At 56.1% G+C, this 22,932-nt stretch carries 20 protein-coding genes, 3 tRNA genes and 1 pseudogene; 4 read left to right on the top strand and 20 right to left on the bottom strand.

Annotated features, from left to right (window positions below):
- Positions 1-71: 71 nt before the first annotated feature.
- The 18 genes and pseudogenes from ACQZ51_RS09565 to ACQZ51_RS09480 all read right to left on the bottom strand — a co-directional run bounded on the left by ACQZ51_RS09565 (position 72) and on the right by ACQZ51_RS09480 (position 16,577).
- Positions 72-827, bottom strand: coding sequence for a biotin--[acetyl-CoA-carboxylase] ligase (locus ACQZ51_RS09565; protein WP_448776743.1), 756 nt, complete (start codon positions 825-827; stop codon positions 72-74).
- 11 nt (positions 828-838) lie between these two features.
- Positions 839-2,281 (bottom strand): NADH-quinone oxidoreductase subunit NuoN, encoded by a 1,443-nt coding sequence (nuoN, locus tag ACQZ51_RS09560; protein ID WP_448776741.1) that lies wholly within the window; start codon positions 2,279-2,281, stop codon positions 839-841.
- An 18-nt stretch (positions 2,282-2,299) separates the two neighbouring features.
- Complete coding sequence (locus ACQZ51_RS09555) at positions 2,300-3,811, bottom strand: NADH-quinone oxidoreductase subunit M (RefSeq protein ID WP_448776740.1); 1,512 nt, start codon at positions 3,809-3,811, stop codon at positions 2,300-2,302.
- Positions 3,811-5,808: an NADH-quinone oxidoreductase subunit L gene (nuoL, locus tag ACQZ51_RS09550; RefSeq protein ID WP_448776738.1), complete on the bottom strand. Its 1,998-nt coding sequence runs from the start codon at positions 5,806-5,808 to the stop codon at positions 3,811-3,813. Before nuoL ends, ACQZ51_RS09555 begins: the two co-directional genes overlap by 1 nt.
- 7 nt (positions 5,809-5,815) lie before the next feature.
- On the bottom strand, positions 5,816-6,124 hold the full coding sequence (nuoK, locus tag ACQZ51_RS09545) for an NADH-quinone oxidoreductase subunit NuoK (protein ID WP_042619655.1): 309 nt from the start codon (positions 6,122-6,124) through the stop codon (positions 5,816-5,818).
- 29 nt (positions 6,125-6,153) lie between these two features.
- Positions 6,154-6,768: an NADH-quinone oxidoreductase subunit J gene (locus ACQZ51_RS09540; protein WP_042619656.1), complete on the bottom strand. Its 615-nt coding sequence runs from the start codon at positions 6,766-6,768 to the stop codon at positions 6,154-6,156.
- Positions 6,769-6,902: 134 nt separating this feature from the next.
- Positions 6,903-7,394, bottom strand: coding sequence for an NADH-quinone oxidoreductase subunit NuoI (gene nuoI / locus ACQZ51_RS09535; protein WP_042619657.1), 492 nt, complete (start codon positions 7,392-7,394; stop codon positions 6,903-6,905).
- A 38-nt stretch (positions 7,395-7,432) separates the two neighbouring features.
- Positions 7,433-8,476 carry an NADH-quinone oxidoreductase subunit NuoH gene (gene nuoH / locus ACQZ51_RS09530; protein ID WP_448776735.1) on the bottom strand — a complete coding sequence of 348 codons (1,044 nt, stop codon included), beginning with the start codon at positions 8,474-8,476 and terminating at the stop codon, positions 7,433-7,435.
- A gap of 12 nt (positions 8,477-8,488) precedes the next feature.
- Complete coding sequence (nuoG, locus tag ACQZ51_RS09525) at positions 8,489-10,570, bottom strand: NADH-quinone oxidoreductase subunit NuoG (RefSeq protein ID WP_448776734.1); 2,082 nt, start codon at positions 10,568-10,570, stop codon at positions 8,489-8,491.
- A 173-nt stretch (positions 10,571-10,743) separates the two neighbouring features.
- Entirely contained in the window at positions 10,744-12,048 is a 1,305-nt protein-coding gene (gene nuoF, locus ACQZ51_RS09520) for an NADH-quinone oxidoreductase subunit NuoF (RefSeq protein WP_448776733.1), read from the bottom strand.
- Positions 12,049-12,073: 25 nt separating this feature from the next.
- Positions 12,074-12,877 (bottom strand): annotated as a pseudogene (gene nuoE / locus ACQZ51_RS09515) (NADH-quinone oxidoreductase subunit NuoE); the annotation flags it as partial.
- A gap of 16 nt (positions 12,878-12,893) precedes the next feature.
- Positions 12,894-13,148 carry a hypothetical protein gene (locus ACQZ51_RS09510; RefSeq protein ID WP_042619662.1) on the bottom strand — a complete coding sequence of 85 codons (255 nt, stop codon included), beginning with the start codon at positions 13,146-13,148 and terminating at the stop codon, positions 12,894-12,896.
- Entirely contained in the window at positions 13,148-14,338 is a 1,191-nt protein-coding gene (locus ACQZ51_RS09505) for an NADH-quinone oxidoreductase subunit D (RefSeq protein ID WP_042619663.1), read from the bottom strand. The genes ACQZ51_RS09510 and ACQZ51_RS09505 overlap by 1 nt, the downstream gene beginning before the upstream one ends.
- A complete protein-coding gene (locus tag ACQZ51_RS09500; RefSeq protein ID WP_448776732.1) occupies positions 14,335-14,937 on the bottom strand; it encodes an NADH-quinone oxidoreductase subunit C in 603 nt (200 codons plus the stop codon). The genes ACQZ51_RS09505 and ACQZ51_RS09500 overlap by 4 nt, the downstream gene beginning before the upstream one ends.
- 20 nt (positions 14,938-14,957) lie before the next feature.
- Positions 14,958-15,539, bottom strand: coding sequence for a NuoB/complex I 20 kDa subunit family protein (locus tag ACQZ51_RS09495; RefSeq protein ID WP_192066564.1), 582 nt, complete (start codon positions 15,537-15,539; stop codon positions 14,958-14,960).
- A complete protein-coding gene (locus tag ACQZ51_RS09490; protein ID WP_042619792.1) occupies positions 15,530-15,895 on the bottom strand; it encodes an NADH-quinone oxidoreductase subunit A in 366 nt (121 codons plus the stop codon). Before ACQZ51_RS09490 ends, ACQZ51_RS09495 begins: the two co-directional genes overlap by 10 nt.
- Positions 15,896-16,380: 485 nt before the next feature.
- A tRNA-Asp gene (locus ACQZ51_RS09485) sits at positions 16,381-16,457 on the bottom strand.
- Between the two features lie 43 nt (positions 16,458-16,500).
- A tRNA-Asp gene (locus ACQZ51_RS09480) sits at positions 16,501-16,577 on the bottom strand.
- Between the two features lie 608 nt (positions 16,578-17,185).
- On the opposite strand from ACQZ51_RS09480, the gene ACQZ51_RS09475 reads away from it, so the two are divergent.
- Positions 17,186-17,261, top strand: a tRNA-Val gene (locus ACQZ51_RS09475).
- Positions 17,262-17,346: 85 nt separating this feature from the next.
- On the opposite strand, the gene ACQZ51_RS09470 is transcribed toward ACQZ51_RS09475, so the two are convergent.
- Positions 17,347-17,565, bottom strand: coding sequence for a hypothetical protein (locus tag ACQZ51_RS09470; protein WP_448776731.1), 219 nt, complete (start codon positions 17,563-17,565; stop codon positions 17,347-17,349).
- An 86-nt stretch (positions 17,566-17,651) separates the two neighbouring features.
- Positions 17,652-19,256, bottom strand: a complete 1,605-nt coding sequence (locus tag ACQZ51_RS09465) for a S8 family serine peptidase (RefSeq protein ID WP_448776730.1) — start codon at positions 19,254-19,256, stop codon at positions 17,652-17,654.
- Between the two features lie 276 nt (positions 19,257-19,532).
- On the opposite strand from ACQZ51_RS09465, the gene ACQZ51_RS09460 reads away from it, so the two are divergent.
- The 3 genes from ACQZ51_RS09460 (at position 19,533) to ACQZ51_RS09450 (ending at position 22,932) form a co-directional block, all read left to right on the top strand.
- Complete coding sequence (locus ACQZ51_RS09460; RefSeq protein ID WP_448776729.1) at positions 19,533-20,633, top strand: hypothetical protein; 1,101 nt, start codon at positions 19,533-19,535, stop codon at positions 20,631-20,633.
- A 143-nt stretch (positions 20,634-20,776) separates the two neighbouring features.
- Positions 20,777-21,886: a phosphotransferase family protein gene (locus tag ACQZ51_RS09455; protein ID WP_448776728.1), complete on the top strand. Its 1,110-nt coding sequence runs from the start codon at positions 20,777-20,779 to the stop codon at positions 21,884-21,886.
- Positions 21,883-22,932, top strand: coding sequence for a T3SS effector HopA1 family protein (locus tag ACQZ51_RS09450; protein ID WP_448776727.1), 1,050 nt, complete (start codon positions 21,883-21,885; stop codon positions 22,930-22,932). The genes ACQZ51_RS09455 and ACQZ51_RS09450 overlap by 4 nt, the downstream gene beginning before the upstream one ends.

Below are 22,932 nucleotides of genomic sequence, written 5' to 3'. Positions count from 1 at the left end.
TACATTTACCGAGCAGCAGGAATGCTCCAGATTACAATGTCGAACCTCGGCGCTTTCACGCACCGTGCAGATCAACCAAAAAACACATCGCCAGCCGCGATGGCGCGGGTAGGACCGCCATCTTCTTCCAGCAGCAGAAAACCCTTATCATCAATTCCAGCAAAACGCCCGTGTATAGAACGATCCGGCAAATTAACAGTGATCGGTTCTCCGATGCCACAGGCCGCCGCGCGCCACAGGCGCATGACATCTGCCACGCCCTGCCCGCGATTCCACATCTGCAAAATATGCGCGGATTCACGGTACAGATGCGCAAAAAGCTCATCCGGCCCACAGGTAGCGCCGTGTTCACCAAGGCGAGTTACTGGGTAAGCCGGATCAGTGGGCATATGGGCAATATTGATGCCGATGCCGATGACGAGTGCCGAGCGCCCATCCGGCAATGTTTCCGCTTCCATCAAAATGCCGCAGGTCTTCCTGCGACCGATCAGAATATCATTAGGCCATTTAATCTCGAGTGGCGCAGAACCAACCGGCAGCACAGAGGCCACGGCACGATAAACCGCCAGCGCGAAGGCCAGCGGCAGAGAGCCAATATGCTCCATGGGAGCTGCATCGATGAGAAGAAGGGAGGCGTAGAGATTGCCGGGCTCAGACACCCATGGCCTGCCGCGGCGGCCCCGCCCGCCGGTCTGACGGATGGCGGTAACCCAGAGATTGCCGCCATCACCTGCCCTTGCCCGGGCAAAACACTCAATATTGGTCGATGACGTTTCCGTCACCGCCTCGTGCCGGAAGTCATCCCTTGACACCCGGCCCGTTTTCATTCGCGTGTCGCTCAAAAGAACGTCTTTGCTGCGACTGTTACCGCGTTGCCCAGCATACCGCCGAAGAGAATAAAGCCGAGTACAAAGAGGCCAGAGAGTGCGTAAACGACACGCAATTCAATCGCTGCCTTTTCAAAGCCACCCTTCGCTTCATCGAACCACATTACCTTGACGATGCGCAGATAGTAATAGGCACCGACAACCGAAGCGATGACGCCGATAACGGCGAGCGGGTAAAGATGCGCCTCGATGGCTGCGAGGAAAACATAGTATTTTCCGAAGAAGCCGGCCAGCGGCGGAATGCCAGCGAGCGAGAACATCATGATGGTCATGACCAGCGCCATGATCGGGTTGGACGACGCAAGGCCTGCGAGATCATTGATATCTTCGACATTGCCAATATCCTTGCGGCGCATGGCGAGAATGCAGGCGAAGGTACCAAGCGTCATGCCCATATAGACGGCCATGTAAAGCAGCACGCCAGCAACGCCAGCTTCACTGCCGGCCGCGAGGCCAACAAGCGCATAGCCCATATGGCTGATGGAAGAATATGCCATCAGACGCTTGATGTTTCGCTGGCCGATGGCAGCGAAAGCGCCGAGCAGCATGGACGCGATGGAGATGAAAACGACGATCTGCTGCCAATCACCAAAGACAGGCTGGAACGCATCAATCACGATACGGACCAGGATAGCCATTGCGCCGACCTTTGGCGCAGCAGCCAGGAAGGCCGTAACGGTCGTTGGTGCACCCTCGTAAACGTCAGGCGTCCACATGTGGAATGGCACGGCAGAAATCTTGAACGCCAGACCAGCAAGCACGAAGACCAGACCGAAGACGAGGCCGAGCGAGCGTGCCTCAGAGGAGAGAACTGCTGCGATTTCATTGAAGCCTGTGTTGCCGGTGAAGCCATAGACCAGCGACATGCCGTAGAGCAACATACCGGAAGACAGTGCACCCAGGACGAAGTACTTCAGACCGGCTTCTGTGGAGCGCAGGCTTTCGCGGTTGATGGCGCAGATGACGTAGAGCGCGAGCGACTGCAATTCCAGCGCCATGTAGAGCGAGATCAGGTTGTTGGCAGAGATCATCAGGAGAATGCCGAGTGTTGCAAGAACCAGCAACACCGGGAATTCGAAGCGCCCGATAGGCTCGACCCGGCTATGGCCGACAGACAGGATCATGGCGACAATGGCACCGATTAGCGCCAGTATCTTCATGAAATTGCCGAAGGCATCGGCCACGTAAACACCGCCAAAGGCTTCGCCAGTGGCTGGTGCAAAGATGATCCACAGACCAACGACGACCAGAAGCGCTACGGCGAGACCCGTAACCGTGTTGGTCGACTTGTCCCCGGAGAAGACCCCAATCATGAGCAGCGCCAGAGCGCCGACCGCAAGGATCAGCTCGGGCGTCGCGATGCGCAGACTGGCAAAAAGAATTTCAGCGGTCATGTCCTACGGGTCCTGTCGTCAGTTCAGAGAAAGCGCAACATTCTGCGCTGCCTGCAATGCGGCCGTATAATTATTGATCAAAAGGTCCACCGACGCTGCCGTAGCATCGAAAACCGGTGCCGGATAGACGCCGAAGAAGATCGTCAGCGCCACTAGCGGATACAGCATAAGCTTTTCGCGGGTCGAAAGGTCGAGCATGGCCTTCAGGCTTTCCTTCTCCAGCGCGCCGAAAATGACGCGGCGGTAGAGCCACAGCGCATACGACGCGGAGAGGATGACGCCAGTTGCGGCAAAGAGTGCAACCCAGGTATTGGCCCGGAACACGCCGATGATGGTCAGGAACTCACCCACGAAGCCCGATGTGCCCGGCAGACCGACATTGGCCATGGTGAAGACCATGAAGGCAACCGCATATTTCGGCATGTTGTTGACGAGACCGCCGTAAGCGGAAATCTCGCGGGTGTGCAGCCTGTCATAGACCACGCCTACGCAAAGGAACAGCGCGCCCGAGACGATACCATGCGACAGCATCTGGAAGATCGCACCCTGGACGCCCTGAACATTGGCGGCGAAGATACCCATCGTGACGTAACCCATGTGCGCAACAGACGAATAGGCAATCAGCTTTTTGATGTCGTCCTGCATCATCGCAACAAGCGACGTGTAGATGATGGCGATGACAGACAGAGTGAAGACGAACGGCGCGAAGTAATCCGATGCAATCGGGAACATGGAAAGCGAGAAGCGGATGAAACCATAACCGCCAAGCTTCAGCATGACACCCGCCAGAATGACGGAACCAGCGGTCGGCGCCTGAACGTGGGCATCCGGAAGCCAAGTGTGAACAGGCCACATCGGCATCTTCACCGCGAAGGCTGCAAAACAAGCAAGCCAGAGCCACGTCTGCATGCCAGCCGGAAAGCCGTGCTTCAGAAGTATAGTCATATCGGTAGTTCCAGCCTGCCAATACATCGCCATGATAGCGAGCATGGTCAGAACCGAGCCCAGAAGCGTATAGAGGAAGAACTTATAGGATGCGTAGACGCGATCCTTGCCGCCCCAGACGCCGATGATGATGAACATCGGTATCAGCGTTGCTTCGAAGAAAACGTAAAACAGAACCGTATCAAGCGCGACAAACACGCCGATCATCACGACTTCCAGGAGAAGGAAGGCGATCATGTATTCCTTGATACGCTTCTCGATCGAGTTCCAGCTGGCCAGAATGCAGAAGGGCATCAGGAATGTGGTCAGGATCACAAACAGCATCGAGATGCCATCGACGCCCAGATGATAGGCTGCGAGATCACCGAACCAGGCATGCTTCTCGATCATCTGGAAGCCCGGGTTCGAATTGTCGAAGCCGATCCAGATGAACAGGGAAACGACAAAGGTAAAGACAGTCGTCAGCAGCGATACGTTCAGGACGTTGCGGCGGCCGAATGGACCATTCGCATTCGTCAGAAGCAAGAGCACCACGCCGACGAGCGGCAGGAAGGTGACCGTTGAAAGAATAGGCCAATCGGTCATCAGAGGGCACTCCCGAGCATCATCCAGGTGACAAGCCCGGCAATGCCGATCAGCATCGCGAAGGCATAATGATAGAGGTAACCGGATTGCAGACGAACGACGCGGTTGGTCACATCAGCCACGCGCGCGGCAATACCGTTAGGTCCGTAGTGGTCGATGACAGCGACATCGCCCTTTTTCCACAGGAAGCGACCGAACGCCTTAGCGGAACGAACAAAGAGAAAATCATAGAGTTCGTCAAAGTACCACTTGTTGAGCAGGAACTGGTAAAGGCCATGGTGGGTCTTTGCCAGACGCTTAGGCGTTTCAGGCGACTTGATATACATGTACCAAGCGGTCACGAAACCAAGTGCCATGGCGAAGAACGGGCTCCACTTGACCCACAACGGGACATGGTGGAATTCTTCGAGGATTTCGTTGGACGGAAGCGTAAACAGAGCGCCCTTCCAGAATTCTGCATATTCATGGCCGAAGAAGTGGCCTTCGAAGGCGACGCCCGCAAAGATTGCACCAACAGTCAGAATGAACAGCGGAATCAGCATAACCATCGGCGATTCATGGACATGGTGCATGACATCAGCAGACGCGCGCGGCTTGCCGAAGAACGTCATGAATGCCAGGCGCCAGGAATAGAAGCTGGTAAACAGCGCGGCGATAACCAGAAGCGTGAAGGCGAAGCCTGCGACCGCATTGTGCGATGCATAGGCGGATTCGATGATCACGTCCTTAGAGAAGAAGCCTGCGAAACCGAACATGGTGCCCGGAATACCAACGCCAGTGAGCGCGAGTGTGCCGATCGTCATCGTCCAGAACGTGATGGGGATGTGCTTGCGCAGACCGCCCATGTGACGCATGTCCTGCTCTCCATCCACAGCGTGAATGACGGAGCCTGCGCAAAGGAACAACAACGCTTTGAAGAAGGCGTGCGTGAAGAGATGGAAGACCGCTGCGCCATAGGCACCAACGCCAAGTGCGACAAACATGTAACCGAGCTGCGAACAGGTCGAATAGGCGATAACGCGTTTGATGTCGTTCTGAACCAGGCCGACGGTGGCCGCAAAGAAGGCAGTGATCGCGCCGATGAGCGTGACGAAAGTCAACGCATCTGGCGAAAGTTCGAAGATTGGAGACATGCGTGCGACAAGGAACACACCGGCCGTAACCATGGTTGCGGCGTGAATGAGTGCCGAAACAGGTGTTGGGCCTTCCATCGCGTCTGGCAACCAAGTGTGCAGCAGGAACTGAGCAGACTTACCCATCGAGCCCATAAAGAGCAGAAGGCAAACGCCTGTCAACGCATGGGCCTTGTCAAGCTGCATGCCAAACAGATTGATGACGACATCGGTAGAGGCAGCGCCATCGGCAGGCAGGTAGGTGCCTGCGGCAGCAAAGATCGTTTCGAAGTTCACCGAACCGAACAGCACAAAAAGACCGGAAATGCCGAGAATGAAGCCAAAGTCACCGACGCGGTTGACGATGAAGGCCTTCATGGCAGCAGCGGAAGCAGAGGGCTTCTTGTACCAGAAACCAATGAGCAGGTAGGACGCCAGGCCAACACCTTCCCAGCCGAAGAACATCTGCAACAGATTGTCAGATGTAACCAGCATGAGCATGGCGAAGGTGAAGAGCGACAGATAGGCAAAGAAGCGCGGACGGTGCGGATCATGGTGCATGTACCCGATGGAGTACAGGTGAACCAGGGTCGACACGGTGTTGACGACGACGAACATCACAGCCGTCAAGGTATCGATGCGGAACGCCCATTCGACGTCTATGCCACCGGACTGGATCCAGCGAAGCACAGTCACCTTGATGACTTCACCGGCTTCATGGCTCAGAAGCGCGACATCGAAGAAGACGATCCACGACAGGATCGCGACGACGATCATCAAGCCGGTGGTGACATATTCCGAAGCCTTGGCGCCGATGGAGCGGCCGAAAAGGCCAGCGATCAGGAAGCCGATCAGCGGAAGAAAGACGATAGCTTTGTAGATCATAGCCTTATCAGCCCTTCATCATATTGACGTCTTCCACGGCAATGGAACCGCGGTTGCGATAGAAGACAACGAGTATTGCAAGACCGATGGCGGCTTCCGCAGCAGCAACAGTCAGAATGAACAGCGCAAAAACCTGGCCAACAATATCGTTCAGGAAGGACGAGAACGCGACCATGTTGAGGTTGACCGCAAGCAGGATCAGTTCGATCGACATCAGGATAACGATGACATTCTTACGGTTGAGAAAGATACCGAAGATGCCGATCGTGAAGAGGACCGCGCTGACCGTGAGGTAATGGGAAAGACCGATTTCCATAATATGTTTTCCTTGGATCCGTTCGCGCCTTAGATGCCCTGACCCGGCTTGACCTTGACTGTCGTGACAGCGGTCTTGGGATCGCGACCAACCTGGGTGGCAATATCCTGCCGCTTGATATCGGTGCGGTGGCGAAGTGTCAGCACGATTGCACCGATCATCGCAACCAGCAGCACCAGACCGGCAAGCTGGAAGAAGTAAACGTAGTTGGTGTAGAGCACATCGCCGAGTGCTGCCGTATTGGCGCGCTCTGCCGGGTTGGGGATCGGCATGGTGATCGATTTCGCTGCCTGCGGGTTAAGCACGCTGCCGCCAACGACTATGATGAGCTCGGCCGCCAGAATGATGCCGACAAGCGCACCGATCGGAGCGTATTGCAGCACGCCTGAGCGAAGTTCTGCAAAGTCTACATCCAGCATCATGACGACGAAGAGGAACAGCACCGCCACAGCGCCGACATAAACGACCAGCAGGATCATGGCCAGAAATTCTGCACCCGTCAGCAGGAAAAGCGCCGCTGCGTTGAAGAATGTCAGGATGAGGAACAACACCGAGTGAACGGGGTTCTTCGAAGCGATGACCATAAACGCGGACGCAACTGCGACGAAGGCGAATATGTAAAAGAATACAGCGTGCAGACCCATGTTGGTGCCTTTTTGTCCTCACCGGACAAACACGGCCGAAAAGCCGTATGCCCGTTTTATTCCCGTCAGCGAAAACCGACAGGCAGTGACTGTTTTACCCACTTCGAAGCAGCGCTTCGAAACAAGGATGTGCCTTAACGGTAAGGCGCATCCAGAGCAAGGTTGCGAGCGATTTCGCGTTCCCAACGATCGCCATTATCGAGAAGCCGCTGCTTGTCGAAATACAGCTCCTCGCGGGTCTCGGTTGCGAATTCGAAATTCGGGCCTTCCACGATCGCATCGACCGGGCAGGCTTCCTGGCAGAAGCCGCAATAAATGCACTTTACCATGTCGATATCGTAACGAACCGTGCGGCGCGTGCCATCGTTGCGGCGCGGGCCGGCTTCAATGGTTATCGCCTGGGCAGGACAGATCGCTTCGCACAGCTTGCAAGCGATGCAGCGTTCTTCGCCATTGGGATAACGACGAAGTGCATGCTCACCACGAAAGCGCGGGCTGACCGGGCCTTTTTCGAATGGATAGTTCACTGTTGCCTTCTGTTTGAAGAAGTGGCGCATCGTCAAGAAGAACGCGCCTACGAATTCCTTGAGGAACAGCGAATTGACGGCTTGTGAAAGACTGGCCATATCAACCTCCAAATCTGCAAGCGAGGACTGCGGACATCTTACGCTCCCGCCGTCAGCTTGAGTACGAATGCAACAATAATAACCATTGCGAGTGACAGAGGCAGGAAGACCTTCCAACCAAGACGCATCAACTGGTCATAGCGGTAACGTGGGACGAATGCCTTCACCAAGCCGAACATGAAGAAGACCATGCCGCCCTTGAGGACGAACCAGATGATACCCGGTACCCAGTTCAGGAACCACACATCAACGATAGGCAGCCAGCCACCAAGGAAAAGGATGGTTGTGAGGCAGCACATCAGAACGATGGCCGCATATTCGCCCAGCATGAACATCATGTACGGAGTGGAGCCATACTCCACCATATGACCTGCGACAAGTTCCGATTCAGCTTCAGGCAAATCGAACGGTGGACGGTTTGTTTCCGCCAGCGACGAGATGAAGAAGATGATGAACATCGGGAACAGCGGCAACCAATGCCAATCCAAGAAGGATGACGGCAAGCCAAGCGATGTGCCGATGCCGGTGTGCTGAGCGTTGACGATATCTGTCAGGTTCAACGAACCAACGCAGAGCAGAACAGTGACAATAACGAGGCCGATGGAGACTTCATAGGACACCATCTGTGCGGCAGAACGAAGCGCGCCGAGGAAAGGATATTTCGAGTTCGACGCCCAGCCACCCATGATGATGCCGTAGACTTCAAGCGAAGAGATCGCGAAGATGTAGAGAATCCCGACATTGATATTGGCAATCACCCAACCATCCGCAAACGGGATGACCGCGTAAGTTGCCAGCGCCAGCGTCACGGCAACCAGCGGAGCCAGCAGGAAAACTGCCTTGTTGGCACCCGATGGAATGACCGGCTCTTTCAGAATGAACTTCAAAAGGTCGGCGAACGACTGGAGGAGACCGAAGGGACCAACAACGTTGGGACCACGGCGCAACTGTACGGCAGCCCAGATCTTACGGTCTGCCAGAAGAAGAAAGGCGATCGACACCAACAGCAAAACGAGAAGCAGCAGAGACTGGCCGACAATAATCAGCGCTGGCCAGACGTAGCTCCAGAAAAACGAGTCCATAATCCCCTACCCTTACTCTGCCGCAGCCTTGAAGTTGTTGCGGGCCAATGCGGAACACTCGGCCATGACAGCAGACGCTCTCGCAATCGGGTTCGTCAAATAAAAGTCCTTAACCGGCGAAGCAAAACCCGCCTTGGACAAAGTTCCAGCCTTTGCAGCCAGAGCCTCGAGATCAGCCCCGTTGGCAACAGCAATCTCATCAGCATCAGCAAGATGCGGATGCGCAATGTAGAGTTGAGCGCGCAGTGCCGAAAGCGAGTCGAATGGCAGCTTCTTGCCGAGAACATCGGAAAGCGCACGAAGGATCGCCCAGTCTTCACGGGCTTCACCCGGTGCAAAACCGGCGCGGTTCCCCATCTGGACCCGACCTTCGGTGTTGACCCAGATACCTGACTTTTCGGTATAGGCAGCACCAGGCAGAATGACATCGGCAGCCATTGCGCCAGCGTCACCATGCGATCCGATGTAAACGGTGAGCTTTGCTGCCTTGGCAGAAAGATCGATCTCATCGGCACCAAGAAGGAAAAGAACCTCCGAAGATGCAACGATGGACGCTGCGTTGGCAGACTTGTCTGCAGGAACGAAACCAATGTCCAGACCACCAACGCGAGCAGCAGCCGTGTGAAGAACAGAGAAGCCGTTCCACTCAGCAGATACAGCACCTACGGAAACGGCGAGCTTTGCTGCAGCGCTCAGAACAGCTGCGCCATCTTCGCGTGACAAGGCACCCTGCCCTACAATGATGAGCGGGTTCTTCGCGGCCTTCAGCTTTTCGATCAAGCTATGTCCACCGCTGACCAGATCAGACAAAGTATCCGTTCCAGAACCGAGATATTCGTAATCATAACGCAATTCTCCAGCTTCGCCGATCACACCAATCGGGAAACCGCCGCGACGCCAACGCTTGCGAATGCGCGCATTGAGAACGGCACCTTCGAAACGTGGGTTCGAGCCGATGATGAGAAGAGCGTCGGCATTTTCGATGCCTTCGATGGTGGCGTTGAACAGGTAGCTCGCACGACCCAGCGATGGATCAAGGGCTGCGCCATCCTGACGGCAATCGATATTTGTGGAGCCGAGAGATGCCAGCAGCGACTTCAGCGCAAACATTTCCTCGACCGTGGACAGATCGCCAGCGATTGCACCGATCTTTTCGCCCGATGTCGAAGCCATAGCGGCCTTGATAGCGCCGAAAGCCTCACCCCATGTGGCTGGCTGCAAGCGGCCATCCCTGCGGACATAAGGTTTGTCGAGACGCTGTGTCTTCAAGCCATCCCAGATGAATCGGCTCTTGTCGGAAATCCATTCTTCGTTGATTGCCTCGTTGACACGCGGCATGACGCGCATAACTTCGCGACCACGTGTATCCACGCGGATCGCAGAACCAAGGGCATCCATCACGTCGATGGTTTCGGTCTTGCCGAGTTCCCATGGACGGGCGGTGAAGGCGAATGGCTTCGATGTCAGCGCACCAACCGGGCAAAGATCAACGACGTTACCCTGAAGCTCCGACGTCATCGCCTGCTCGAGATACGTCGTGATTTCGGCATCTTCGCCACGGCCGATCAGGCCAAGTTCAGAGATGCCAGCAACTTCGGTGGTGAAACGAACGCAGCGCGTGCAGTGAATGCAGCGGTTCATGACCGTCTTGACGAGCGGCCCGATGTATTTGTCTTCTACGGCGCGCTTGTTTTCAGAGTAACGCGAGCCAGGAATACCAAAGGCCATGGCCTGGTCCTGAAGGTCGCATTCGCCACCCTGGTCGCAGATGGGACAATCAAGCGGATGGTTGATGAGAAGAAATTCCATCACGCCTTCGCGGGCCTTCTTGACCATAGGCGTGTTGGTGAAAACTTCTGGCAGTTCGCCATTGGGGCCACCGCGAATATCGCGCACGCCCATAGCGCAAGATGCCGCAGGCTTTGGCGGCCCGCCCTTCACCTCGATGAGACACATGCGGCAATTGCCCGCGACCGACAAACGCTCGTGGAAACAAAAGCGAGGAACTTCGGCACCAGCCTCCTCACACGCCTGCAACAGCGTGAAATGATCCGGGACTTCGATCTCTTTACCGTCAACCTTGAGCTTTGTCATGGTCCTACTTACGTCCTGTTGCCTGTCCGTCCCGCACCGTCTCATGCGTTCCGCAACAAATCCTGATGACATCGAGCAGACTCAAAATCCGCAAGACGCTTTAACGATATAAGGGACCGGTACACCCGATCCCCGCCTCTCGCAACACCCTTCGGGCGTTACTTTGGCCGGTGTTACTCGGCAGCCTCAAGCACAGCGCCGTCATCCATGGCCCTGTAGGTATATTCGTCGATCCGCTTTTCTATTTCCGGACGGAAATTACGAATCAATGCCTGAACCGGCCATGCAGCAGCATCGCCTAGCGCACAGATGGTGTGGCCCTCGATCTGCTTGGTGACTTCAAACAACATGTCGATTTCACGCTTCTGCGCGTTGCCCTTGACCATGCGTTCCAGGACGCGCCACATCCAGCCCGTGCCTTCGCGGCAAGGGGTGCACTGGCCACAGCTTTCGTGCTTGAAGAACGCCGCGATGCGGGCAATGGCCTTGATGACGTCGGTGGACTTGTCCATGACGATCATGCCACCCGTGCCGAAGGACGACTTCACTTCACGCATGCCATCGAAATCCATGATGGCATCCTTCATGTCCTCACCGCGAACGATGGGGCACGATGCGCCGCCTGGAATGACGCCGAGAAGATTATCCCATCCGCCACGAATGCCACCACAGTGACGCTCGATCAGTTCCTTGAACGAAAGTCCAAGCGCATCTTCGAAGGTGCAAGGACGTTCGACGTGACCTGAAACCATGAATAGTTTCGTGCCGACATTGTTTGGGCGGCCGATGGAGGAGAACCAGGACGCGCCACGACGTAAGATTGTCGGTGCAACGGCGATGGACTCGACATTGTTGACCGTCGTCGGGCAGCCGTAGAGGCCCATATTGGCCGGGAATGGAGGTTTGAGGCGCGGCTGGCCCTTCTTGCCTTCAAGGCTTTCGAGCAGTGCCGTTTCCTCGCCACAGATATAGGCACCTGCGCCGTGGTGAACGTAGATATCGAAATCCCAGCCGTTCTTGTTGTTCTTGCCAAGGAGGCCAGCGTCATAGCACTCGTCGATTGCCGCCTGAAGCGCTTCGCGTTCGCGCATATATTCACCGCGAACATAAATATAAGCCGTATGCGCACTCATGGCGAAACCGGCAATCACGCAGCCTTCGATCAGCGTATGCGGATCGTGGCGCAAGATTTCGCGGTCCTTGCAGGTGCCTGGCTCGGATTCGTCGGCATTGACCACGAGATAGTGTGGACGGCCATCGCTCTCCTTGGGCATGAAGGACCATTTCAGGCCTGTCGGGAAGCCCGCACCACCACGACCACGAAGGCCGGAGGCCTTCATTTCGTTGATGATCCAGTCACGGCCCTTTTCAATGATCTGCTTGGTGCCATCCCAATGTCCACGCGCCATCACGCCTTTAAGAGACGTGTCCTTGAGGCCGTAGAGATTGGTAAAGATGCGATCCTGATCTTTTAACATGCTTGACCTCTCACTGCGGCTTCTTGCCGGAGTTTTCCTTCTCGGACGCCTCGACATTCGCCTCTGCTGCCTTCGGATCCGTTGCAGGTGTCTTCAGCTTCGGATCAGTCTCAGGTGCGTCGGTTTTAGGCTTGGCCGCATTGGAAGGCGGCGTTGTCGCTGCGGCGTCGGCAGCTGGCGCTTCCGCTGGCTTGTCCAGATTGGAACGATCCGGCTTCGTCTCTTCCGTCAAGGTGGTGAGACCACCGATCGGAGCAGAAAGATGCCGGTCGATCTGTGGGCCTGGCTTGACGGTATCGCCCTTGCCTGCCTCGAATGTATCAATGATTTCTTCCAGCCGCTCCGGCGTCAGGTCCTCATAGGCATCCTTGAAGATGATGACCATTGGCGCGTTGACGCAGGCACCCTGGCATTCCACCTCTTCCCACGAAAGCGTACCGCTTTCATTGGGCGTCAGCGGGTCATGGTGGATCTTGTGGCGACAGACATCCATCAGTGCTTCAGAGCCGCGCAGCATGCAGGGCGTTGTGCCGCAGACCTGAATATGCGCACGGGTACCAACTGGCTTCAGCTGGAACTGCGTATAGAAAGTAGCGACCTCAAGCACGCGGATATAGGCCATATCCAACATGTCGGCGATCTTCTCGATGCAGGCGCGGGTAACCCAGCCATCCTGCTCCTGTGCGCGCATCAGCAACGGAATAACCGCTGACTGCTGACGTCCATCCGGATACTTCTGGATCGTTTTTTCCGCCCACGCGCTATTATCCGCGTTGAACGCGAACCCGGCGGGCTGGAACTGGTCTTCGGCTAGTCGACGAACGGACATACTACCTCACGCCCCATCAGTTTAACGACTCGCACCGCGATCTCGTCACCGTGACGAATTCGCAGGCATAGGCCGTTTTGTCTTTTTGCATGAACACAATAAATTTTCCGCCATTGGGAAGAGATGATTTGATCTCGTATCCCTGTGACAGAAGTTGCTTGACAGAAGATGAACCGCCGCCTGCCTGCGAAGAAACACCCACGTCCGCCGTCTGGGCGAATACGGGTGCCGTCGCGGCAACAAAAGCCGATATGGCCAGCGGCAATCTCATCAGCGGTCAACCTCCCCGAACACGATGTCCAGAGAGCCGAGAACAGCCGTCACGTCAGCAAGCTGATGGCCTTTGCAAAGGTAATCCATGGCTGCCAGATGTGCAAAGCCCGGAGCGCGGATCTTGCAGCGATAAGGCTTGTTGGAACCATCGGCCACCACATACACGCCGAACTCGCCCTTGGGCGCTTCGACCGCTGCATACACTTCGCCGGCTGGAACGTGATAGCCTTCAGTGTAGAGTTTGAAATGGTGGATGAGCGCTTCCATCGAACGCTTCATCTCGCCACGCTTTGGCGGAACAACCTTGCCGTCGAGCGATGACACGGCGCCCACGCGGTGCTTGCCCTGCAAAAGCTCAACGCACTGCTTCATGATCTTGATCGATTCGCGCATTTCCTGCATGCGGATCAAATAACGGTCGTAGCAATCGCCGTTCTTGCCAACAGGAATGTCGAATTCGAGATCGGAATAGCACTCGTAGGGCTGTGCGCGACGCAAATCCCATGCAGCGCCTGAGCCGCGAACCATGACGCCTGTGAAGCCCCATGCAAACGCATCTTCGAGCGACACGACGCCAATATCGACGTTACGCTGCTTGTAGATGCGGTTCTCGGTCAACAGACCCTCGACATTGTCGAGGAACGTGATGAACGGATCGCACCACTTGCCGATATCATCGACAAGCTCAGGCGGCAGGTCCTGGTGAACGCCACCCGGACGGAAATAGGCAGCATGGAGACGTGCGCCCGAAGCCCGCTCGTAAAACACCATGAGCTTTTCGCGCTCTTCGAAACCCCAGACCGGCGGCGTCATGGCGCCGACGTCCATAGCCTGGGTCGTGACGTTCATGATGTGCGAAAGAATGCGGCCGATTTCCGAGAAAAGAACGCGGATCAACTGGCCGCGCATCGGGATTTCAAGACCAAGCAGCTTCTCGACGGCGAGCGCGAAAGCATGCTCCTGGTTCATCGGCGCGACGTAATCGAGGCGGTCGAAATACGGCAAAGCCTGAAGATAGGTCTTGCTTTCGATCAGCTTTTCCGTGCCACGGTGCAACAGGCCAATATGCGGATCAACGCGCTCAACGACTTCGCCGTCGAGTTCAAGAACGAGACGCAACACGCCGTGCGCAGACGGGTGTTCCGGGCCGAAGTTGATCGTAAAATTGCGGACGTTATGCTCTGTCATGGCTTTGCCTTTTCATCGCCCGGAAGAACATAATCTGTTCCTTCCCAAGGGGAGAGAAAGTCGAAATTGCGGAATTCCTGCTTAAGCTCGACCGGCTCGTAAAGAACGCGCTTCAGAACATCGTCATAGCGCACTTCCACAAAGCCCGTGAGCGGAAAATCCTTGCGCAGCGGATGACCTTCAAAGCCGTAATCGGTCAGAATGCGGCGCAGGTCCGAATGGCCTTCAAACGGAATGCCATACATGTCCCAAGCTTCGCGCTCAAACCATTCTGCGCCCACGAAGACAGACGTGGCCGATGGAACGGCTTCATCTTCCGCGACCTGGAGCTTGATGCGAACGCGCAAGTTCTGGCGCGGCGACAACAGATGATAGACGACATCAAAACGCTTTTCGCGTGTCGGCCAGTCAACACCACAGATGTCGATAATGTTTACAAAACCGCATTGCACGTCATCACGCAGGAATGTCAGAAGCGCGATAATGCGCTCCGGTGTCGTGTTCAGCGTCAGTTCGCCATAGGCAATGGCCGACGATTCCAGCAGGGAACCGCGCGCTTCATTGATGTAGGCGGCAAGATCGTTAAGAGCTTCGCTCATTGCTTCTCTGTCCTCTGCCCTTAACGCTCGATCGTACCGGTACGCCGGATCTTCTTTTGCAGCAGCAGCACGCCGTACAGCAGTGCTTCTGCCGTGGGGGGACAGCCCGGCACGTAAATATCGACTGGCACCACGCGGTCACAGCCACGCACCACAGAGTAAGAATAGTGGTAATACCCGCCGCCATTTGCGCAGGAGCCCATCGAAATGACGTAACGAGGCTCAGGCATCTGGTCGTAGACCTTGCGGAGCGCAGGCGCCATCTTGTTGGTCAGCGTACCAGCAACGATCATGACGTCAGACTGGCGCGGTGAAGCGCGCGGAGCAACACCAAAGCGCTCCATGTCATAACGTGGACCGGAAGCCTGCATCAGACCTTCGACAGCACAGCACGCCAAACCGAACTGCATCCACATCAAGGAGCCGGTACGGGCCCAGGTGATGAGTTCGTCCGTGGACGTAACGAGAAAGCCTTTGTCGGCCAGTTCGTCGTTGATTTCAGTAAAGTAGCCATCATCGCTGCCAACAGGCTTGCCTGTGGCGGGATCGATAATGCCCTTGGGCTTTGGTGCGACAAGCGTGTCGTTTTGAACTACGCCCATTCCAGTGCCCCCTTCTTCCATTCATAAATAAAGCCGATGGTGAGAACACCCAGGAATACCATCATGGACCAGAAACCGAACCAGCCAATTTCACCGAAGGACACTGCCCACGGGAACAGGAAAGCGACTTCAAGGTCGAAGATGATAAACAGGATCGACACCAGATAGAACCGAATGTCGAACTTCATGCGCGCATCATCAAACGCATTAAAGCCGCACTCGAAAGCGGATAGCTTTTCCGGATCGGGGTTCTTGTAGGCAACAGCGAAAGGCGCAATCAACAGCGCCAAACCGATGACAAGCGCGATACCAATGAAGATTGCGATCGGAATGTAGGAACTGAGGAGTTCAGTCATTGTCTCTTCCTTGCCCGACCGAGCGTCGAGCATGCCGTTATGGTCAGTGGAATCCATAGGGCCGAAATATGTTGCAACGCCGCTGTGGTTATCGCAGCCACGCTCTCTCTGCAAGAGATTAAGTGCCATTTCAAGCCAATCGTGACTTGGACACCAAATTCTCTTGCCCCATTATATGCACACAAAACCTTAAAGATACCGCTAACCACTTCAATCGATTAGGCAATATCCATTTTGCGCATCATACCCAATCGTCGCAAATTTTTGTCCACAATGGAACAAAAAAATGGCGAAAAATGTCATCAAGACTTGAGCCTGATTGACAAGAAATTTGACGGGAAATGCAATGTGACAAAAGGATGCAGTCAGCACATTAAGCGAAGCAAAGAGCGACATCGCGGAAGCTTCTTAACGGAGCTGACAAAAGGCAAAAATACCCTTGGGTACCTTGCGAAGTCTGACGATTGATCTGGAGGAGAATAAAATGGCGCGAGTGACGGGGCTCGAACCCGCGACCTCCGGCGTGACAGGCCGGCACTCTAACCAACTGAGCTACACCCGCGCATTTTAAGGATCTTTCAGATCCGTAGACTTCGAGGAAGGAATGGCGCGAGTGACGGGGCTCGAACCCGCGACCTCCGGCGTGACAGGCCGGCACTCTAACCAACTGAGCTACACCCGCACATTCCTTAAAAGACTGGCCGAAACCCGCCTTACGAACTTGCCTCTGCAGTTCGTTGAGCGGCTAACTAAGGCGTTCGTGTTTGAGTGTCAAGCAAGTTTCACGACAAAAGAATAAGCTAGTGCATTTTGCATTCACAAACTTCCGTAGATGCCCGGTTTCCCGGCATTTTCGCTCAACGCTTTTTTTTACGAAGACCCGCAATAGTTTTCCACAGGCGTCCCGATCTGCTTTTGGAAGCGAATCTCTGCGACCTGACCGACGGGTCGAAACGCCATTATGCGGATGATGTTCAGCGTTACGCGCTTACAGCTCTTCCTGACACGCGACACAAAGATGGATTCGCGCAAAATGAGGTTAGCGTTGGATAGGTATGCGCCGCAGCCCACCCTGCCCTCATATAGAGGCAATCAGCGGAAAAATCTGCATATCCGGCTCAAAGCCCTAGGAATCAGGCTTTTCGGGGCTAAAATACGGCCGTCCAGATGGGGCCTATCCACAAAAAAAACAAAAAAAACAAAAAAACTTCACAAAAGCCCTTGCGGTTTTTTTCCGATCCTAATAGATCACGGCCACCGACGCGGCGGACATGATCTGCAAGACGCGAAGGGCGATTAGCTCAGTTGGTAGAGCGCCTCGTTTACACCGAGGATGTCGGGAGTTCGAGTCTCTCATCGCCCACCATAACCCCCCGTAATTTTTTAATATCTGCCTATATATGCCGCAAGCAAAGTGCTTTTTGCCGTTTTATCGCGGCTTTTACTGCTTTTCAGATATGGCGCGGTAATTCCTCTTCGGCGATGGCGTTCGGACCTAGGGCGACAAGGGCTGATTCCAGGCTCTCGGGCGTGGCTTTGATGCGGGCGTGGCGGCCTGTGGTGGAGATTAGGGTTATGCCTGATGTCTGCGAGAGCGTTTTCTGCCAGTTATCCGGCTGGGGCGCGCTGTGGCGGATGGTGATCAGGTAGATTTTTTCCAGGTTGGTCATCGCACACTCCATATAGGGACACTTAGCGCACGAATCTGCCATCCGACACAGGAATGAGTCGGATGGCATGTGATCGCGTGTCGCCCTTACTGAGCGCGGCTGAGGCCATCTCCCTGATATTGCTTCGCCAGATCGATGGAAAGCGCTGCATCTTCCAGAATCGCGCGCGCATATTTGGTGCGTGCGGATGTTCTTGCCAGGTTTTTGTAAATCACATCTCGCGACAGAAGAACTGCAAGTGCGCCTGTGGTGACGGGCGTTGCCATGGAGGTGCCGGACATGTCTGCATAGGGCGCCGGTTCCGACTCATCGGCCGGAACGGTGGATATGACAGCCGAGCCTGCCGCTGTAACCGTAACCTGTCGCCCGATGTTGGCGTAGCTTGGCAGGAAAAGGCCACCCTTGCCGTATCGATCCAGTTGCGATGGCCTGGTGAAATTGGCAAGGTTGCCAGCGGGAAACGTGCCGGGCATCCCCACAGCCGAGACTGCAACAGACAAGGGATAGCTTGCCGGCGCCAGCACCGCCTGGCCAAAATCATTACCAGCGGCGCAAATGCACAGGGTGCCGCTGCCATAGGCTGCCAGAACCGCATCATATTCTATGATGGAAGGTTGGCCGCCAAGGCTGAGATTGATGATATCCACCTCATGGGCATTCACCATCGCGTCAATTGCGGCGGCAATATCGCCCTGGTTCGCCCCCTTGTTCGGCGCAAACACGCGAGCGGTGAAAACATCCGCACCCGGCGCAAGACCGGCGAAATCGGCACCGCCGGCTGGCGGACGAGCGCCAATAAGGCCTGAGACATGGGATCCATGCCCCAGAACATCTGCGGTCGCCTCTGGCCCGGGCTGAAAGGCCCCATCGATAAAGGCTCCGGCAGGGACAATGTGATCGAGATAGGGGTGCGGTCCCAGCCCTGAATCGATGACGCCGACACGAATGCCAGCCCCCGCCTGCGGATCGAAGATGTTGATTCCCGCAAGGCGATGCCACCAACCCAGCGGCCCGGATGTTGGCAGCCGAGCAACATCAACCATCCCACCCGACACGGGTTGAACCACCATGGCGGACCATACTCGCCCACGCGGAGATATCTGCGCCGTTACGGGCTGCCACTGCGTCGTGTCGAATGGCAGCGTGGCCAGACCTTGCGCATCCGTTGACGCGCTGACGCTGCTACTGTTCGGCTGGGCACCAAGCTGGACTGCAAGCAAGCTCAGCTCAACAGTAGCATCGGCAACCGGTGAACCAGCCGAGGTGACGCGGAAGGTGAAAACGGGCGTAGCTGCCGAGGCATTGCTGTTGGAAGGCATCTGCTCTGAAAGCGGAGGCGGAGCTTCAGGGCTGCCCCAAGGCGCAAGCCGCAGGGATGCAGGCCAGCGCAAAAATTCCCGCTCCATAATGGTATCCGGCGCAAGGTCGCGCATTTTCGCTTGCAACTCTTCTTCGTCTGCCTCGACGACGAGAACCCGGCGCACATCCTCGCGCTCCATGCCGTTATCCCTAACGATATCCATAGAGCCGCCCAGCGCACGGCTTAAACGCTCACTGAAGTTGCTCTTTGCCGAACGACGCGCACGCCCTGCCCTGTATGGCGCCATGCGATGCGAAATGATGAAACGGCTGGGAGGAGAGCTCGGGCTATCGGGGCCATCGCCCGTACTTTCACTTGTATCGGAAGTCATGATTTTTGTCTCCTAAAACACCAAGGGGATTACTGGAATTGCCGAAACTGGCGGACGTTCATCGCAGTTATAATACACGCGATCCGGCAGTAAATTTTTATATGCTCGTAATAAATGTAGTTTTTAATTGCACAACCTGAGAAAGTACAGTAGGAAAATTCCCGTCAAAGGCGAGTTAAAAGCAGGCGAGGCAATTACCGGTGGTTGCACTTGGCTGGCTGCACTTTCCAGACATGTCACAAAGCCCCCTTCAACTGTGAATTCGGGAATGGATCGATGACTTTTACTTCGTATTGGGGTTGCCAACCGGCAGCTCAAACAGTCGTGGGCCCAACGGCCTACCTGCATTGCCCACAGACAAGCCTCTATGGCTGCCACACTGCGGTTCAGCATTGCCCGCCAGCGGCAGAACAGGGCACGCCTGTTGGGCCAACGGCCTACTGGCATTGCCCGCAAACAAGTCTTATGGGTTGCCAGACTGCCGTGCAGGGATGCATCGCGCCAACGGCGGCACAGGCCGCACCAATTGGGCCAACGGCCTATTGGCATTGCCCGCCCACAAGTCTCTACGGTTGCCAAACCGCTGTGCAGGGCTGCATTGCGCCAACACAGACCGCACCTCAGCAGCAGCAGAATGTGACGCTGACGCCAGTGTGCCAGATCACAAACATTACGCCGGTTTGCTCCACAGGCATTCCGTTCGTTTGCAACGGCGCGGCCGCCTATGCTGCACCTCAGCAGCAGCAGCAGAACGTGACGCTGACGCCTGTTTGCCAGATCACGAACATCACGCCCGTTTGCTCCACAGGCATTCCGTTCGTTTGCAATGGCGCAGCCGCCTATGCTGCACCTCAGCAGCAGCAGAACGTGACGCTGACGCCTGTTTGCCAGATCACCAACATCACGCCCGTTTGCTCCACAGGCATTCCGTTCGTTCGCAATGGCGCAGCCGCCTATGCTGCACCTCAGCAGCAGCAGAACGTGACGCTGACACCAGTGTGCCAGATCACCAACATCACGCCCGTTTGCTCCACAGGCATTCCGTTCGTTTGCAACGGCGCAGCCGCCGCTCAGCAGGCAACCGTAACGCCTGCAACATCCATCGGATGCGGAACTCTCGCCACGATTTGCAACCCGACGCACATGCATTGCACAGGTCCAGGCACAGCACCGCAGCCTCAGAACGTGACGCTGACGCCGGTTTGCCAGATCACCAACATCACACCGGTTTGCTCCACGGGCATTCCATTCGTTTGCAACGGCGCAGCCGCATATGCTGCTCCTCAGCAGGCTTCTGACAGGCCTGTGACTTCGATCGGATGCGGAACTCTCGCTACGATTTGCAACCCGACGCACATGCATTGCACCGGGCAATAAGCACCCGCTGAAACCTCTTTAGCTTTCACAGCAATGTAAGCCTGCCCATCGGCCGCCTGCGGCCGATGGGATCGTTTTAGGCCGGGCTTTGCGCCCGGTTTCCGTGCGTTTTCTAGACATCATCATCTGCCTTGGGGAAAACAATGTATCTGACCAGCGGCACGCTTGTGCCTTATCTCATCGATCGAAGCATACTCTCCGCAGCCGAGCTTCTCGATGATGACATCACGATTTTGGAAGCCGGGCGTCGTAACCGTAATTTCAAGGTTGCCCGCCGCGATGGTTCAGGCATTTTCGTCAAGCAGGTTCCGTTGATGGCGGCTGAGACGACACAATCCGTCAAGCGCGAAGCAGCCCTCTATGCCCTTGTTGAAAACAACGGCGCGGCGGACAGCCTGAAAACCCTGATGCCGAAACTGCGGCACTATGACAAACACCGGCATTTGCTGGCCGTAGAGCTTGTCCCAAACTCCCGAAGCCTGACATTCTATCAAATGCAGGTCGCATGTGTTGCTGGCGCCATGGAAGATATTGCCGCCCAACTGGGAAGGCTGCTGTCGTGCTGCCACAAGCAATCACCCGACATTCTTGCAGAACCCTCACGGCAGGGTACCTTTCCCGCACAGCCTCCATGGATTTTGAATTTCTCGCACTATGGCGAGACCATGATGCCAAACATGAGTGGCGGTGCGAAGGCCGTGCTTGCAGCGCTGCGCCAGCAGCCGGGGCTGAAAGAGCAGCTATCGCTTCTGCAATCGGAATGGAGCCGCACATGCCTGATCCATGGCGACATGAAGTGGGAAAACCAGCTGATTTCGCAAGATCAGAATGCTGCAGCAAAGCTTCAGCTGATTGACTGGGAATTGGCAGACCTCGGCGATGCCGCATGGGATGTGGCTTGCGTGCTCGCGAGCTTCATGCAGCCTGTGATCGTCGGGCGGTTTGACATGCAGGGGCGCCCCACCGGCCCTGCAACAGCTGACGAGGTTTCGCGCGCACAAGCGTGCTGCCGCACCTTCTGGCAAACCTACATCAAGGAACTTGCCCTCACGGTGGAGCAGCAAGCGCAGGCAAAGCAACGCTGCGTTCGCTTTGCCGCAGCCCGCCTCGTTCTCACAGCCTACGAGATTGCCCAGTCGACTGCGGAAATCTCACCCTCAGCGCTTCTGGCGATCCAGACGGCATCCAGCATTTTCAACGACCCAGGCAGCGCTGCCACCTCATTGTTCGGCCTTGAAGAGACAGGAGCATGACCATGCGAGCTTTCGACAGATCACTTATCGCAGACACCGCTCGGCTACCCCTATCATTGCAGGCATCTCTGATGACCATTCTGGGTTCCATCAAGATCATCGGCGTGTCGCAATTCCAGATCGGCACACGAGACATCGTCACACTGCCGCCCATGGCGGCTGCAGAGCAGGCACGCTCCGTTACCAGCCGCCTTTCCGAGAGCCTCTGGCCAGCGCTTTATGAGGCGGCCTATTCAAGGCCTTTCAGCGCACACGCCCCTTCCCCGCTGGCCACACCCGCCGACCTTGACCTGCTATCGCAGCTTCGCGCGGCGTTTCCCGAAGGCGCGCGTTGGTCTGCGCAGTGGCAGGTTTACAAGGTCGAGGCGAATGGCTCTGTCCACGTGCGCAAGGGTGATTGCTGCCGCCATGTTTTTCCCGGTGCCTTTGCGGCAGCATCGCATGGCCCTGTGCAGGCCAATGCGAATGTTTCCATTCTGTTGCCAATGGCTTCGTCACAAATGCAATCGGCTTTCTATCACATCACGGGCAACAGCCCGCACTGCGACCATGATGACGCGGCCTTGGCGCGCCTCTATCTCAATACGCGTGCGACCTCGGTGGTAACATTGATGGCGCGGATGGCAGGACTGCTCAACACCTATGCCGTGCCCTTTCGGGCAAAGACATTGCTGGACCCGGCGACCTATGACCGCACGGACAGCACAGTGTTCTACCTTGCACGCAGACACCTGCCATTCGCCTTGTCACTCCTCAGAGACACGCTTGCGGAAGCGGCTGCGGATCTCGACCCGAATGTGCCGCTCTTCTCGAAACGCATCGCGGATGGCGTCGGCGGTGCGGATGACCCGGGCTACGGCATGAGCTTTGGCCAGACACGCACCATGCTGCTGGCAGATGCCATCGTCAGCGCCTGGGCGATCGGCGACCAGACCGCGCAGACGCGGATTGAGCATCTCGAGCGACGTTTCGTGGAGGAGAGCCTTTTGCTCAACGCACCGCATTTGAGCGCTGGCAACAGCGACATCTACACCATACCGGCCTGA

It is taken from the genome of Agrobacterium sp. CG674 (genome assembly GCF_053521645.1).
Note: the sequence above shows the minus strand (reverse complement) of the source record. Positions and strands in the feature narration are given on the sequence as shown.

What these genes read in the sequence shown, in the direction of transcription:
- ACQZ51_RS09565 (WP_448776743.1), bottom strand. Translation starts at nt 827, where the DNA reads ATGAAAACGGGCCGGGTGTCAAGGGATGACTTCCGGCACGAGGCGGTG.
- nuoN (WP_448776741.1), bottom strand. Translation starts at nt 2,281, where the DNA reads ATGACCGCTGAAATTCTTTTTGCCAGTCTGCGCATCGCGACGCCCGAG.
- ACQZ51_RS09555 (WP_448776740.1), bottom strand. Translation starts at nt 3,811, where the DNA reads ATGACCGATTGGCCTATTCTTTCAACGGTCACCTTCCTGCCGCTCGTC.
- nuoL (WP_448776738.1), bottom strand. Translation starts at nt 5,808, where the DNA reads ATGATCTACAAAGCTATCGTCTTTCTTCCGCTGATCGGCTTCCTGATC.
- nuoK (WP_042619655.1), bottom strand. Translation starts at nt 6,124, where the DNA reads ATGGAAATCGGTCTTTCCCATTACCTCACGGTCAGCGCGGTCCTCTTC.
- ACQZ51_RS09540 (WP_042619656.1), bottom strand. Translation starts at nt 6,768, where the DNA reads ATGGGTCTGCACGCTGTATTCTTTTACATATTCGCCTTCGTCGCAGTT.
- nuoI (WP_042619657.1), bottom strand. Translation starts at nt 7,394, where the DNA reads ATGGCCAGTCTTTCACAAGCCGTCAATTCGCTGTTCCTCAAGGAATTC.
- nuoH (WP_448776735.1), bottom strand. Translation starts at nt 8,476, where the DNA reads ATGGACTCGTTTTTCTGGAGCTACGTCTGGCCAGCGCTGATTATTGTC.
- nuoG (WP_448776734.1), bottom strand. Translation starts at nt 10,570, where the DNA reads ATGACAAAGCTCAAGGTTGACGGTAAAGAGATCGAAGTCCCGGATCAT.
- nuoF (WP_448776733.1), bottom strand. Translation starts at nt 12,048, where the DNA reads ATGTTAAAAGATCAGGATCGCATCTTTACCAATCTCTACGGCCTCAAG.
- ACQZ51_RS09510 (WP_042619662.1), bottom strand. Translation starts at nt 13,148, where the DNA reads ATGAGATTGCCGCTGGCCATATCGGCTTTTGTTGCCGCGACGGCACCC.
- ACQZ51_RS09505 (WP_042619663.1), bottom strand. Translation starts at nt 14,338, where the DNA reads ATGACAGAGCATAACGTCCGCAATTTTACGATCAACTTCGGCCCGGAA.
- ACQZ51_RS09500 (WP_448776732.1), bottom strand. Translation starts at nt 14,937, where the DNA reads ATGAGCGAAGCTCTTAACGATCTTGCCGCCTACATCAATGAAGCGCGC.
- ACQZ51_RS09495 (WP_192066564.1), bottom strand. Translation starts at nt 15,539, where the DNA reads ATGGGCGTAGTTCAAAACGACACGCTTGTCGCACCAAAGCCCAAGGGC.
- ACQZ51_RS09490 (WP_042619792.1), bottom strand. Translation starts at nt 15,895, where the DNA reads ATGACTGAACTCCTCAGTTCCTACATTCCGATCGCAATCTTCATTGGT.
- ACQZ51_RS09470 (WP_448776731.1), bottom strand. Translation starts at nt 17,565, where the DNA reads ATGACCAACCTGGAAAAAATCTACCTGATCACCATCCGCCACAGCGCG.
- ACQZ51_RS09465 (WP_448776730.1), bottom strand. Translation starts at nt 19,256, where the DNA reads ATGACTTCCGATACAAGTGAAAGTACGGGCGATGGCCCCGATAGCCCG.
- ACQZ51_RS09460 (WP_448776729.1), top strand. Translation starts at nt 19,533, where the DNA reads ATGACTTTTACTTCGTATTGGGGTTGCCAACCGGCAGCTCAAACAGTC.
- ACQZ51_RS09455 (WP_448776728.1), top strand. Translation starts at nt 20,777, where the DNA reads ATGTATCTGACCAGCGGCACGCTTGTGCCTTATCTCATCGATCGAAGC.
- ACQZ51_RS09450 (WP_448776727.1), top strand. Translation starts at nt 21,883, where the DNA reads ATGACCATGCGAGCTTTCGACAGATCACTTATCGCAGACACCGCTCGG.